The sequence below is a fragment of the Noviherbaspirillum sp. genome (genome assembly GCF_036846085.1).
Classification (GTDB): domain Bacteria; phylum Pseudomonadota; class Gammaproteobacteria; order Burkholderiales; family Burkholderiaceae_D; genus Noviherbaspirillum.
The window spans coordinates 1-11,797 of record NZ_DAIUCO010000169.1 but is presented as its reverse complement, the minus strand read 5'-3'; the positions used below and the strand labels follow the sequence as shown (position 1 = coordinate 11,797).

Genomic DNA, 11,797 nt, shown 5'->3' with positions numbered 1-11,797 from the left:
GGTTGCGCCGTCGATCACGAACGCGGCATTGGGTTCAGAGGGAGGTGCTGAGGTGGATCCGGAAGACAAAGTGGCAAATACCCTTCTCGCAATCATCGGCTTCGTCTCGCTCACCTACTCATTCATGCTGTAGCGTTGGATATTGTACAGTCCGGTTGCGCCTTTGCGCCCGCGATCGACGGTGCTAATCTCCCCGAAGTTCCCATCAAACAGTCGATTTACTGCATCCTCTGCCCGGCAGCCGGTGGGATTGCGCAGGAGAATCTATGCAACAATCCCGCTGACCCGATCAATCCTGCCGCCCATGTCATTCAACAAGGACTTTTCCGTTGCCACGGCCGCAGCCGGTTTTGTGACCGTGCTGGTCGGTTTTACCAGTTCAGCCGTCATTGTGTTTCAAGGTGCGCGGGCGCTCGGCGCCGGACCTGCCGACATCGCCTCGTGGATGTGCGCGCTCGGCTTGGGGATGTGCCTGACCTGCATCCTGCTGTCTCTGCAGTACGAATGCCGGTGGCCACTGCTTGGTCGACTCCCGGCGCGGCAACGCTTATTACAGGCACTGCCGGGATCTCGCTGAAAGAAGCAACCGGTGCCTTCCTCCTATCCGCTGCACTGATTACGGTCCGCGGCTTCTCAGGCTTTTTCGAACGCATGATGAACCGCGTCCCGATACCGCTTGCCTGCGGCATGCTGGCCGGGGTGCTGCTGCGCTTTGGGCTGGATGCCTTCGTTGCCATGAAAACGTAGTTCGCCATGGCATTCTCCATGTTCATTGCTTAACTGATCGGGCGCCGACTTTTTCCAACCTATGCAGTGATTGTCACGTTGGTGCTTGGCATTTCCATCGCAGCCTTCGATGGACAGCTGGACTTCGAATACCGGCGCCTGGCGTTGGCGCAGCCAAAATTGATTATGCCTAGCTTTTCGCTTGCCGCTTTTGTCGGCGTCGTCCTGCCGCTATTCGTGGTGACGATGGCATCGCAGAACCTCCCAGGCGCTGCGGTCATCCGTGCCTCGGGATACGCAATGCCAATTTCGCCTGTGGTGGGATGGATCGGCGTTGTCAACCTGATGCTCGCGCCGTTTGGGGCGTTTGCACTCAATCTTGCTGCCATTACTGCTGCAATCTGCATGGGACGCGAAGCCCATGAGGAGCCGAATCGTCGGTATGTCGCGGCAGTGACCGCAGGCTTCTTTTATCTGCCTGTCGGCGTGTCCGGCGCCACCGTGACAGCCGTGTTTGCAGCCTTCCCGAAGCAATTGGTACTGGTGATTGCCAGGCTTGCCCGGTTCGGCACCATCGGCAACGGTCTGGCTTCGGGCGTGGCGCTTGCAGGCATTGGGTCGGCTTTCTGGGGACTGGTTGCAGGTGGCATAGCGCTATTGTTGCTGCGCACCGGCAAACGCTGAGCGGATGCCAATAACCTTCTTGACGCGTCAAATGCATCCTCGGCTTCGATCAACGCTTTAGACAAACGACCTGCCGTTTCATTGCAGGGCGCACGGCATCTGAAATGGGTGCTTCTATTCGGGGCTGACGTCCGTCAATTGGCGGCTCATGGCAACTGCGATATTGCCCCGCCGCACCGCTGTTGATGGCGGATTTGAATGAAATTGGACGGTCCGGTCTGACCAATTCCTGTTCTTCTCTTTTTACTGTCAGTACCGACTATATAAAAAAAGAGAGTTGAGCGACCCCAGTTCGAATCCTGACTATCCCGATTGTCGAGGCCACATTTCAATTTCCCGCACCAAGGCGGCAAGCCGTCCCATCGAGTACTGACGGCATACAGAGACTTGCCATTTAGGAAATTTTTAGTTACTCTTCGTCAACTATTAAAACTGCTACGAAGAAGGAAACCGGACAGTTACTTGGTTCGATTACCTTGAGTCGTTTTCCTTGGTCACCAAGGTTGCAGGTTGGCCGTGTTCATTCACGAGATTTGAGACATGGCGTCTGTCGTTCGGGCTAACGCTTCAATGGTCCTTAGCCCGACCAGCTTACGCGCAGGCTCTGTCGCGATTGCGGGGCAAACGGAGTGGCAGACCACATTTCAATAAAGCGAAAATAAGATCATGACAATGTTTTCAACACAACCACGCTTCGCCACATTTAGTCTGGACTCTTCCGGCGCAAGCAAGTCCCTTATCCAACCAGATGGAAAAGTTCTCATTTTTGGGGGCTCGGCTTCCGTTGGCATAATTGTGGCCCGCTTTGATACGAACGGTCAGTTGGACCCCAGTTTTGGAAGCAACGGCAATGGTGTCATCAAGCTGGCGAACTACGATCTTCGCGCACCTGGAAGCACCTTCGCTTTCACTAAAAACGGCAGCATTATTGCATCGACCGGGATGTCATATTTCGAGCTTTCCACGGACGGGAAGATCACGAATGAATATTTGGTTGGTTACAAGTCGCTTACTTTGCCAGATGGAACAAATTACCAAACCTTTCAGGCTTTCAGGAACGACGGTTTAAACCATGATGTTGTAGTCCGCTACCTAAAAAACGGTGTTTTAGACCGCGGATTTGGAGACAATGGTTTTGTTCAACTAGATGCGACCGATCCTTCGTCCCATCCCAGTTCCATAGTCATGACAAAGGATGGAAGACTTATCGTACCGGCAGTGTCGTCCACCTCAGGAAAGGTCACTTCGTATTTCGAAGTTTCGGCGGATGGGAAAGTCACTAAAGAACTCCCGCCGCACGATTTTTCGTCGAGCAATGGAACTGCTCTGTCACTGTTCCCCGAACTTGCTCTTCCGTACTGGAGCAGCAGGACTTTCTTTCAACAAACAGACGGTAAAGTTATCGTCATGCAGGTGCCAAGCAATGATAGCTTCTCGCTCACGCGCCATAACCCCGATGGATCTATTGACCTTTCGTTTGGCAAGGCCGGCAGCGTAGACGGCTCCGGAAGGGTTCAATCGATTGCACAACAGCCTGACGGCAAACTGGTCGTGAACATGCAATCGTCTGGTGTCGTCATTGAGCAGGGGTTGAAACTTGCACGGTACACCGTCAACGGCGAACTGGATAAGACATTCTTCGGTGGTATTGTCGAGATGGACCCGACCCCGGGAACGGATTATCTCAATAGTGTAACGGTACAAGGCGACGGCAAAATACTGGTCGCCGGAACAGCGGGTACCAATGTTTTGGTATTACGTTACCTGCCTAACGGACGGCTTGATACCACCTTTGGCGAAAATGGCATCGCGACTGGCAGTTTCGGCCAAAGTGCAGGCGGTTTCCAGGTCGGTAGCAGGGTGGCATCGGTCAATGTCCAGGCGGATGGAAAGATCATTATTGCAGGCGCCGTAGGAGAGTTTGCCCCGAAGCCGATGGTCCTGCGCCTGAACCCGGATGGAAGCGCCGATTCCACCTATGGCCAGCCGTTCTACAACATGACGGGCAACAGCGGCGACGATACGTTCGAGCTGTTTACTGACACGAAAACCTACATCAATGGCTTAGGCGGTCACGATACATTGCTGCTGCGAACTCAAACCAAAGATTGGTCCATTGTCGAACGAGCCGATGACTGGATGTTGGTGAGAAATGCAAAACCAGACAATACGATCACGCTTAAAAATGTCGAACAGGTCAATTTCTATTTCGGGATTGATGGAAAACCTCAGATCGTGCCCCTGCAGAAAAGCCCTGCTGCGCCGGATGACGGAGCGCTTAAAAAAATCATGGTGGCGCCGGAAGAGACCTACATTAACGGAACGGCGGGCGTGGATGTCGCGATATATTCGGGCAAGCTTTCCGGTTTCACGATTCAGAACAAGACAGGCACCATCACCGTCAGCGGCTTGACGACCGGCAGCGACACGCTGACGAAGATCGAACGCCTGAAGTTCGACGATAAAGCTGTCGCATTTGATGTCGACGGCACTGCTGGCCAAGCGTATCGCCTGTACCAGGCCGCTTTTGACCGGGCCCCCGACATCGCCGGCCTGGGCTGGCAGATCAGCGCCATGGACAAGGGTGTGAGCTTGCTGCAGATCGCAAAGAATTTCAGTGAGTCGGCCGAATTCAAATCGCTATATGGCGAAAACCTTTCCAATGGCGGCTTCGTGAATCAGCTCTATCAGAATGTGCTTCACCGCACTCCGGACGCGGGCGGATTCCAGCACCAGTTGAACGCCCTGGACACCGGCGGCGTCAGTCGGGCGCAGTTGCTGCTGAACTTTTCGGAATCAGATGAAAACCAGGTCAACTTGATCGGTTCGATCAAGAACGGCATTGAGTATATCTACTTTGCCTAGAATCTCGCCATGCACCAAGTCATTCAGCAGGAGCAAACATCAGTGGTAAGCCCCGATGGTGAATGCACTGGCTCAATCCCCCGAAGCGGATGATAGGTCTGCAAGGATCGGTGTCGTCTCTCGTTCCAACCCACTGGCTATGCGGCACGAATGGTGTTCCCCATTTCTGCTTGCATCAAGACAGTGAGGGGACAATCAGATTGATGGTGGCCAGACAGCGCTACCTGGATCTTCCGGATCGATTCCCTGAGCCTTCAGTAGAATCTCTTCGGGTGGATGTATGACTGCATAGAAATTCAGCCTGGTAACAGGATCACGGTTTTCGACGGACCAATGATCTGCCCTCAAGTTTAGGATGAACTGCGCGCATTCTACAACGTCATCATCGCCAATAATGCAATAGATATCTCCCTCTTCGTTCTGCACTCCGATCCGAATCAGGTTTTTGCTGTCGTCAATTGCCGCTCCCGGCTCCGACACTGCCAGTGCTTTCAGCAAATCGTTATCGAACCGAGGGGCGCTCTTTCCTTCCAGTAGCATGGTTTGCGTTTTGTGCCTTGCGTCGTTGAACCGGTTAGAACAAAGACATCAAAAGAAGTGCCAAGCCACCCTATGTCATCACCGCGCGACGCTTCGAAAGCGTCTATCGACGCGATGCCGTCGGCAAGAGAACATCCCGCTTTGGATCGATGGCCCCCTGTAGCGAACACGAGTGATCTGCATTCAGCGCAGCGCCTTACTGAACCGTGTTTTGGTTCTGAAGTACCAGGACGCCTCACCTGGCTATGAACAGCCGTCTGCAGCAATTCTTCCAGCTGCTCAACGGAGAATGGTTTGGGCAGGAACGCATCGATTGCGCCCATTACTTCCTTCGGTACTGGTCCAAAGCCTGCAACCGTTCCAATGATGGTCACGGACGGATGCCTTGCTTTCCATCAAGAAGAGCGGGTGCACTGGAAGAGTCCCGCTCGACAGAAACCAGCAGGATATCAACACTGGCTTTATCCAGCCAACGCACAGCCATGTCGATGCTTGACGTCATATGTACGAAATGCTCCCGAGTCCAGTGACAGCTGCTGACCCACACCATTCAAAGCGTCGGCCGGATTATTCGTGTGCCTTCTGTTTTGTCAGTTATGCCGCGCAGGAGTGAGGCGTCCCCGACCTATTCCGTTCAGGGCCCGGGCTTTTTTTAAGACGATTGACGAGAAAACGTTCATACCAGTGCGTCCACGCGCAGCGGCGCGGTTGACCTGGGAGCAAGAACAGCAAGCCGTTGCGTTTTCGTCCAAAATACCGGCTTCGCAGGCTTTTCACTAGAGAGAACACCATGAAAATCGAGACACTTGCAGTCCACGCCGGCTATTCCCCCGACCCGACCACCAAAGCAGCTGCTGTCCCCATCTATCAAACTGTCGCCTATGCCTTCGACAATGCCCAGCATGGAGCCGACCTGTTTGACCTGAAAGTCGCGGGCAACATCTACACCCGCATCATGAACCCGACGCAGGATGTGCTGGAAAAGCGCATGGCTGCGCTCGAGGGTGGAGTCGGCGCATTGGCGGTGGCCTCCGGCATGGCGGCTATTACGGCGGCGCTGCAGACGATCTGCGAAGCCGGCGATAACATTGTCTCCTCCAGCACGCTGTATGGCGGCACCTACAACCTGTTTGCGCACACACTCCCGCAGATGGGCATTGAGGTACGCTTTGCCGACGCCGCCAAGCCGGAGAGCTTTGCCGCCCTGATCGATGGACGTACCAAGGCCATATTCTGCGAATCGATCGGCAACCCGCTCGGCAATATCACCGATATCGCGGCACTCGCAGACATTGCTCATGCCCAGGGCATCCCCGTCATCGTCGACAACACCGTGCCCAGCCCGTATCTGTGCCGTCCCTTCGAGCATGGGGCCGACATTGTCGTGCATTCGCTGACCAAGTATCTGGGCGGCCATGGCAATAGTGTCGGCGGCGCGATCGTGGATAGCGGCAAGTTCCCGTGGGCGAAGCACAAGGACCGCTTCAAGCGCCTCAATGAACCGGATGTGTCGTACCACGGCGTGGTCTATACCGAGGCGCTTGGTGAAGCAGCCTACATCGGGCGCGCACGCGTGGTCCCTCTTCGCAATATGGGTGCGGCAATTGCGCCGATGAATGCCTTCCTGATTCTCCAGGGTATCGAGACACTGGCGCTGCGCATGGACCGCATCTGTGAAAACGCATTGAAAATCGCCCGCTACCTGCAGCAGCATTCCAAAGTGGCGTGGGTCAACTACGCCGGTCTGGAAGATCACCCGGATAACAAACTGGTGCAGAAGTACATGGGAGGACGGGCTTCCGGCATCCTTTCCTTCGGCCTGAAGGCCGCAGACAAGGGCGATCCGCGTGCTGCGGGTGCGCGCGTACTGGATGCGCTGCAGCTCTTTACGCGCCTGGTCAATATTGGCGACGCCAAGTCGCTGGCCACCCACCCGGCCTCGACAACCCACCGCCAATTGAATCCGGAGGAATTGGCCAAGGCCGGCGTGTCGGAAGAGATGCTGCGCCTGTCGATCGGCATCGAGCACATCGACGACCTGATCGCCGACCTCGATCGCGCGCTGGCTGCCGCCTGAGCCTGGCGTACGGGCCGGTCGATTCGGCCGGACGTTCGCATCAGCACCAACCGTACCGGCATGCCGATTTGCGTATCGAACTTTGCTCCGGACGCGGTGCCGGCAGGGGCCGTCAGGTTCTGTTCGGCCCCTTACCCGCCACTACGCTGTTGTCGATCCATGACAGGCGCTCGGCCCAACCCGATGGAGGTTTGCTATGGAGTCGGCGGAATTCACGCCGCCCATTCGGGGGTCCTTAAGCGCACTGGCAACCAGCGCCATGCCTTTCGACAGCAGTGACACAACACTTGGCCAGTGCCGCGCCCGGGAGCCTGGCTTGTCCCCAGTGAGATCGACATTCCTGCCCTAGGATGGGACTGCGACGAATTCCACTGTAATTTCGCTCGCCACTGAAAATCTGCACCACTACCAGTGGGACGAGGTACTAGAGTGCTGGCTAGCGGGCATAGCATCCTAGAAAAAATTGTATTCTGCGCCGTTATGGACTAGACTAGACTAAGTCAACGAGGAAGCATATGCAAACTGTCAATATCCATGATGCAAAAACGCAGTTTTCAAAACTGATCGAAGCCGTCTCGCAGGGCGAGGAAATTGTGATCGCTAAGGCGGGCAAGCCTGCTGCGAAGTTGGTTCCGGTGCAGGCTTCAAAGCCCATTCGGCAACCCGGTGCGCTGAAAGGCAAAATGCGCATCGCGGCCGACTTCGATGCGCCGTTGCCCAACGATCTCCAAGCGGCGTTCGAGGGTAAATAATGCGATTGCTGCTGGATACGCATGTCTATCTATGGTGGCTGCAGGACCATCCGAAGTTGTCGAAAGAAGGCCGTGCAAAGATCATCGATGCGTCGGAGGTTTATATCAGCAGTGCATCGATCTGGGAGGCGTCCATCAAGGCCGGCATCGGCAAACTGGAAGTTGACATAAACCAACTCGTGTCCGAGATCGCCAACAGTGGTTTTTTGGAGCTGCCGATTGCGGCGAAACACGCCGCAATGGTGATGCAGTTACCGGATATTCACCGCGATCCGTTTGACCGCATTCTGATCGCCCAGGCGTTGTGCGAACCACTGCGGCTCTTAACTGTGGACGGCATATTGAAGGACTATTCCGAACTGGTTGACGTGATATAGAAAGAATAGATGCGTAGGTTACTTTTTTATCCGCGCGATGACATTGGCAACAATGGCGAATCAATGGCAGTCGAGTCGGTGCGCGACACCGAACCGCTTTGCCAAGCTCGCAAGCCGTTTATCCAGTGTCCATAGCATGGCGCCCGGGGTAATCAGTGTGGACGCCAGCAAGGTGATGTCCACCAGACCACACCCCAGGCCATACAACTTTTCATGCTCAATAAACTCAAGAACTTCGTTCATGCTTGCCTGGTTTGATTGACGCAACAGTCGTAGATCGCTGAGCGACTTGACGCGGGGGACAGGTGGCGTACCACAAGCAAGTTCCACCATGACCATCGGATGAATGAGGGTCAAGTCAAGTGCGAGCAGCTCCACCAGCGCGTCATCGCGCTGCCGGAAGTGGGCAACCCAGACGGAGGTATCGACCAGTACGCTCATTGCTGCGCGGGCTCGCTGCGGCGACGCGGAACGTCCGGCATGCTGGACATCGTGCCGCCAAGTGCAGCAAGCCTTTTTGCGGCTTGCACGCGCACAAAGGTCTTGAATGCTTCACGCCAGATATCTGATTTGTCCATTCCCGGGTCCGCCATTTCCAGCGCCTTTTCATACAGCTCATCGTCAATCGTTACTGTAGTTCTCATCACTCCTCCAAAAAACGAAGATCGCACGGTATCATCAATATTGGTTCCATAACGCATCAATTTTATCATCAAGCATAGTGCGATGTAAAAATCTTGTGAAAGAGAGTCAAAAGCGGTATCGGACCAGTCGTAACAGACACGCAAATACGCAAGCAGCAGGCATCGGTGTTGCAATAAATATAACCACTAATGCAATTAATCATGCCGAGTCATCGCGAGCCGACTGATTAAGGTTCGCAAGCAGGCAAAGTGACAAGCGGGTCTGTCCTTCTTCGTGTCCGTGAAAGTTCGTTGAAGTCAGGAAAATTTTTAGTTGCAAATGGGTTTTGCTCTTGTCGATGGCAATGCTGGCTGCGACAATCATCCTTTCCTAGATGCACGACAAGCAGTCGTGTCAGTCAATGCAGCGCCGTAGGAATACCAGAATGCAGCCGGCAAAAAAAGACCCGTACGACAAGACCAGTACGAAGCGTCAAATCGCCCACTTGAAGCGTTTGGCAAACAAGAATGGCAAACGCATTACGATTGATTTGGATGGCGAACACCTAAAGAAAATCGAGGCTCTTCTTCAAGCCAAATATGGCGCCAGCACATCCCATGTGATCCGTAACGCGATCAACGACATCTATCAAATAATCTTTGATAAATAAAACCATACCGTTTAAAGAAACGGTAGAATTCATTTCATCGATGCCGGCGAGCCGATGTAGAGGATTGGTGCTTTCCATTCTAAGCGTATCTTCATTCGCCTTTTTAAACGATTCCATATCCATTCGACGTTCCATTCCCAATCAGAATAGAACGACATAGAAGTTAATTTCTTCTCAATAATTACTTTCTTTTCTGTAACCGACTCTAGGTTACGTCGAAGAAATACTGGAATCAATGTATGCGCCGTCTGCTTTCCCTTTCCGTCGGAGGGCTGTTAAGTCTTCCATCGATTCCCGCTGCGCACGCACAAGAAATTTTGACCGGCGACACGCGCCTGGCGTGTGAAGCGGTGCTTTGTCTGGCTTCAAGCCAACGCCCGGATGAATGCACGCCATCCGTGCGGCGATTTTTCAGCATCCAACATCGACGCGTTGCCGACACGATTCGCGGCCGGTCGAATTTTCTGCGACTGTGTCCCGCGTCGGATTCGGACGAAAACATGCGCCGGCTGGTGGAATCAATTGCCGCTGGCGCGGGCCGCTGTTCGGCACAAGCGTTAAACCACACTCTCACTGCCCCATCCGCTCGTCCGAGCGAGGGCAACGGTCACCTGAGCAATGTGGGCAACGTCATGCCGGCATATTGCACCGCGTATCTGACCAACCCGTACACGGATCTGCAAGCCACCCGACCCGTCTATGTTGGCACGCCCGAGCGCGGCGGGCTGTGGGTTGAGCCAGAAGAGTATGCACAGGCGCAAGCCGCCTACAACGCGCGCGTTGCCGCTGAGGACGACAGCAATACTGCTAACCGCACCGACAACAATTCATCGGGGTTTTGAAAATGGATTTTGTCGCGCTCGCCCAGCAATGCGCGCCTTGGGTGGCGCATCAAACACTGGCAGCGATTGTGAAAACCGAATCGGCGTTTCGCCCGTTTGCAATCGGCGTCAACGGTGGTGCCCGGTTGGTTCGCCAACCAGAGAACAAACCCGAAGCGGTGGCGACGGCGACTTGGTTGCTGGCCCACGGTTATGCGATTGATCTGGGGCTCGGCCAAGTGAGCTCGGCAAATCTCGGCAAAACCGGATTGAGCGTCGAAGATGCGTTCGACCCGTGCAAAAACCTGGCTGCGGCCGCCGCCATATTGCATCGCAACTACCAGGCGGCAAGTGCCACGGTAACGGGTGAGCAAGCAGTAATCCAGGCAGCCCTGTCCGCCTACAACACGGGATCGTTTACCCGCGGATTTGCAAACGGTTATGTGCACAAGGTGATGCGTAATGCCAGCGCGGTACCGACACCGATTGCCGCGCCGATTCCATTGCATCAAGGCCAGACGCAACCGCGCAGGCAGCGGCCGGCAAACGCCGCACAAGCGCCTGTCAGGCGACGCACCGACGCGGCTGACGACAGGGTCCCCACGCATAGCGGCATCCACGTGTATGGCACGACAGGGGTGGAAAACGTGATGGTGTACTAGTTCGGCGTAGTTGCGTCGTCGAACCGTTGTTGGCAAGCGCCCATGGTGCGCACGCGACGACGACATTGAAGGCAGATACCCGTCATGGGGGCAGTCGATTACTGCATGGTCTTGACATGCGCGATGGCGCAGCTGCGCATCGCGCCAACCCCACTGCCGGAACCGGGGCCGTGGTCACACTGAATGAAAAGGGAGATCGCTCAAGCTCGTTACGACAGGCAAACAGCAAGCCCGAATGGACGCGCTGAAACATGCTGGCCCGCTTCATTCGACACCGCCATCGCACTTCTCTTTTCACCAGCGTGTTCCTGCATTCGAAAGCTTGACAACAAATGAATCTCTCAAATCTTTGCCCGACAATTAACGCTGCGCCCGCCCCCGGCAAGGCCACCACCAAGGGGATCGGCAAAACGACGTTCATCCTGCTGCTGACGGCCCTGGCTTTCGGCTTGCTCCCCAACCTGGCGATTGCCGGACCTTGGGATACCGCGGGCGAACAAGTGCTCGCCATCTTCACCGGCGGTTTAACGCGCACGATTGCCATTATCTGCATTATTGCGCTGGGCATCGCTGCACTCGCCGGCAAGCTGTCGTGGAACTGGGCCGTCAATATCACCATTGGCATGGTGCTCATCTTTGGTTCGGTCTCCATCGTCGATTACCTCATCGCCGCATCCGGAGGGGGCTAGCATGGATCAACCGCAGCATGATGTGCACATCGATCCGCTGTTTGTCGGCTTGACGCGTCCGGTGACCCTGTTTGGCATTCCGTATGTCGCATTCGTGGGCGAATTTATCGCGACCGCAGTGATCTTCCTGATGGTTGGCAATCCGCTGTATCTGCTGTTGGCCTTGCCCTGTCATGGGGTGCTGTACCTGATCGGTTCTCACGATCCGGGGCTGTTTCATTCGATGGCAATCTGGATGAAAACCAAAGGGCGTTGCAGAAATACGGCGTTCTGGGGTGCTGCCAGTTTCTCGCCGCTGCCGACCAAAAAG

At 55.1% G+C, this 11,797-nt stretch carries 14 protein-coding genes and 1 pseudogene; 10 read left to right on the top strand and 5 right to left on the bottom strand.

What is annotated here, in order from left to right; translation table 11 throughout:
- Positions 1–264: 264 nt before the first annotated feature.
- A complete protein-coding gene (locus V7080_RS17770; protein WP_334189732.1) occupies positions 265–390 on the bottom strand; it encodes a hypothetical protein in 126 nt (41 codons plus the stop codon).
- Here V7080_RS17770 and V7080_RS17765 point away from each other — a divergent pair.
- Positions 353–1,410 (top strand): annotated as a pseudogene (locus V7080_RS17765) (benzoate/H(+) symporter BenE family transporter). The gene V7080_RS17770 and the pseudogene V7080_RS17765 sit on opposite strands and share 38 nt — an antisense overlap.
- Before the next feature lie 666 nt (positions 1,411–2,076).
- On the top strand, positions 2,077–4,275 hold the full coding sequence (locus tag V7080_RS17760) for a DUF4214 domain-containing protein (RefSeq protein WP_334189730.1): 2,199 nt from the start codon (positions 2,077–2,079) through the stop codon (positions 4,273–4,275).
- Positions 4,276–4,470: 195 nt separating this feature from the next.
- Here V7080_RS17760 and V7080_RS17755 read toward each other — a convergent pair whose 3' ends face one another.
- Positions 4,471–4,815, bottom strand: a complete 345-nt coding sequence (locus V7080_RS17755) for a hypothetical protein (protein ID WP_334189729.1) — start codon at positions 4,813–4,815, stop codon at positions 4,471–4,473.
- Positions 4,816–5,605: 790 nt separating this feature from the next.
- Here V7080_RS17755 and V7080_RS17750 point away from each other — a divergent pair.
- The 3 genes from V7080_RS17750 (at position 5,606) to V7080_RS17740 (ending at position 8,021) form a co-directional block, all read left to right on the top strand.
- The gene (locus tag V7080_RS17750; RefSeq protein ID WP_334189728.1) at positions 5,606–6,892 is read left to right on the top strand and encodes an O-acetylhomoserine aminocarboxypropyltransferase/cysteine synthase family protein; all 1,287 of its coding nucleotides are present in this window, start codon (positions 5,606–5,608) and stop codon (positions 6,890–6,892) included.
- A gap of 515 nt (positions 6,893–7,407) precedes the next feature.
- Positions 7,408–7,644 carry a type II toxin-antitoxin system Phd/YefM family antitoxin gene (locus tag V7080_RS17745; protein WP_334189727.1) on the top strand — a complete coding sequence of 79 codons (237 nt, stop codon included), beginning with the start codon at positions 7,408–7,410 and terminating at the stop codon, positions 7,642–7,644.
- Entirely contained in the window at positions 7,644–8,021 is a 378-nt protein-coding gene (locus tag V7080_RS17740) for a type II toxin-antitoxin system VapC family toxin (RefSeq protein ID WP_334189726.1), read from the top strand. Before V7080_RS17745 ends, V7080_RS17740 begins: the two co-directional genes overlap by 1 nt.
- A gap of 60 nt (positions 8,022–8,081) precedes the next feature.
- On the opposite strand, the gene V7080_RS17735 is transcribed toward V7080_RS17740, so the two are convergent.
- The 3 genes from V7080_RS17735 to V7080_RS17725 all read right to left on the bottom strand — a co-directional run bounded on the left by V7080_RS17735 (position 8,082) and on the right by V7080_RS17725 (position 9,029).
- On the bottom strand, positions 8,082–8,462 hold the full coding sequence (locus tag V7080_RS17735) for a type II toxin-antitoxin system VapC family toxin (RefSeq protein ID WP_334189725.1): 381 nt from the start codon (positions 8,460–8,462) through the stop codon (positions 8,082–8,084).
- The gene (locus V7080_RS17730; protein ID WP_334189731.1) at positions 8,459–8,665 is read right to left on the bottom strand and encodes a type II toxin-antitoxin system VapB family antitoxin; all 207 of its coding nucleotides are present in this window, start codon (positions 8,663–8,665) and stop codon (positions 8,459–8,461) included. The genes V7080_RS17735 and V7080_RS17730 overlap by 4 nt, the downstream gene beginning before the upstream one ends.
- Positions 8,666–8,864: 199 nt before the next feature.
- Positions 8,865–9,029 (bottom strand): hypothetical protein, encoded by a 165-nt coding sequence (locus tag V7080_RS17725; protein WP_334189724.1) that lies wholly within the window; start codon positions 9,027–9,029, stop codon positions 8,865–8,867.
- A gap of 61 nt (positions 9,030–9,090) precedes the next feature.
- Between V7080_RS17725 and V7080_RS17720 the strand changes: the two genes are divergently transcribed.
- The 5 genes from V7080_RS17720 to V7080_RS17700 form a co-directional block, all read left to right on the top strand.
- On the top strand, positions 9,091–9,315 hold the full coding sequence (locus V7080_RS17720) for a hypothetical protein (protein WP_334189723.1): 225 nt from the start codon (positions 9,091–9,093) through the stop codon (positions 9,313–9,315).
- Between the two features lie 239 nt (positions 9,316–9,554).
- On the top strand, positions 9,555–10,157 hold the full coding sequence (locus V7080_RS17715; protein ID WP_334189722.1) for a TrbM/KikA/MpfK family conjugal transfer protein: 603 nt from the start codon (positions 9,555–9,557) through the stop codon (positions 10,155–10,157).
- A 2-nt stretch (positions 10,158–10,159) separates the two neighbouring features.
- A complete protein-coding gene (locus tag V7080_RS17710) occupies positions 10,160–10,798 on the top strand; it encodes a lytic transglycosylase domain-containing protein (RefSeq protein WP_334189721.1) in 639 nt (212 codons plus the stop codon).
- Between the two features lie 332 nt (positions 10,799–11,130).
- Entirely contained in the window at positions 11,131–11,487 is a 357-nt protein-coding gene (locus V7080_RS17705) for a TrbC/VirB2 family protein (protein ID WP_334189720.1), read from the top strand.
- Positions 11,488–11,509: 22 nt separating this feature from the next.
- On the top strand, positions 11,510–11,797 hold a 288-nt coding region (locus tag V7080_RS17700), incomplete at its 3' end, for a type IV secretion system protein VirB3 (protein ID WP_334189719.1).

Bases quoted from the DNA above. Each gene is read 5' to 3' on its own strand.
- V7080_RS17770 (WP_334189732.1), bottom strand. From the start codon at position 390: ATGACGGCTGAACTGGTAAAACCGACCAGCACGGTCACAAAACCGGCT.
- V7080_RS17760 (WP_334189730.1), top strand. From the start codon at position 2,077: ATGACAATGTTTTCAACACAACCACGCTTCGCCACATTTAGTCTGGAC.
- V7080_RS17755 (WP_334189729.1), bottom strand. From the start codon at position 4,815: ATGCTACTGGAAGGAAAGAGCGCCCCTCGGTTCGATAACGATTTGCTG.
- V7080_RS17750 (WP_334189728.1), top strand. From the start codon at position 5,606: ATGAAAATCGAGACACTTGCAGTCCACGCCGGCTATTCCCCCGACCCG.
- V7080_RS17745 (WP_334189727.1), top strand. From the start codon at position 7,408: ATGCAAACTGTCAATATCCATGATGCAAAAACGCAGTTTTCAAAACTG.
- V7080_RS17740 (WP_334189726.1), top strand. From the start codon at position 7,644: ATGCGATTGCTGCTGGATACGCATGTCTATCTATGGTGGCTGCAGGAC.
- V7080_RS17735 (WP_334189725.1), bottom strand. From the start codon at position 8,462: ATGAGCGTACTGGTCGATACCTCCGTCTGGGTTGCCCACTTCCGGCAG.
- V7080_RS17730 (WP_334189731.1), bottom strand. From the start codon at position 8,665: ATGAGAACTACAGTAACGATTGACGATGAGCTGTATGAAAAGGCGCTG.
- V7080_RS17725 (WP_334189724.1), bottom strand. From the start codon at position 9,029: ATGATTGTCGCAGCCAGCATTGCCATCGACAAGAGCAAAACCCATTTG.
- V7080_RS17720 (WP_334189723.1), top strand. From the start codon at position 9,091: ATGCAGCCGGCAAAAAAAGACCCGTACGACAAGACCAGTACGAAGCGT.
- V7080_RS17715 (WP_334189722.1), top strand. From the start codon at position 9,555: ATGCGCCGTCTGCTTTCCCTTTCCGTCGGAGGGCTGTTAAGTCTTCCA.
- V7080_RS17710 (WP_334189721.1), top strand. From the start codon at position 10,160: ATGGATTTTGTCGCGCTCGCCCAGCAATGCGCGCCTTGGGTGGCGCAT.
- V7080_RS17705 (WP_334189720.1), top strand. From the start codon at position 11,131: ATGAATCTCTCAAATCTTTGCCCGACAATTAACGCTGCGCCCGCCCCC.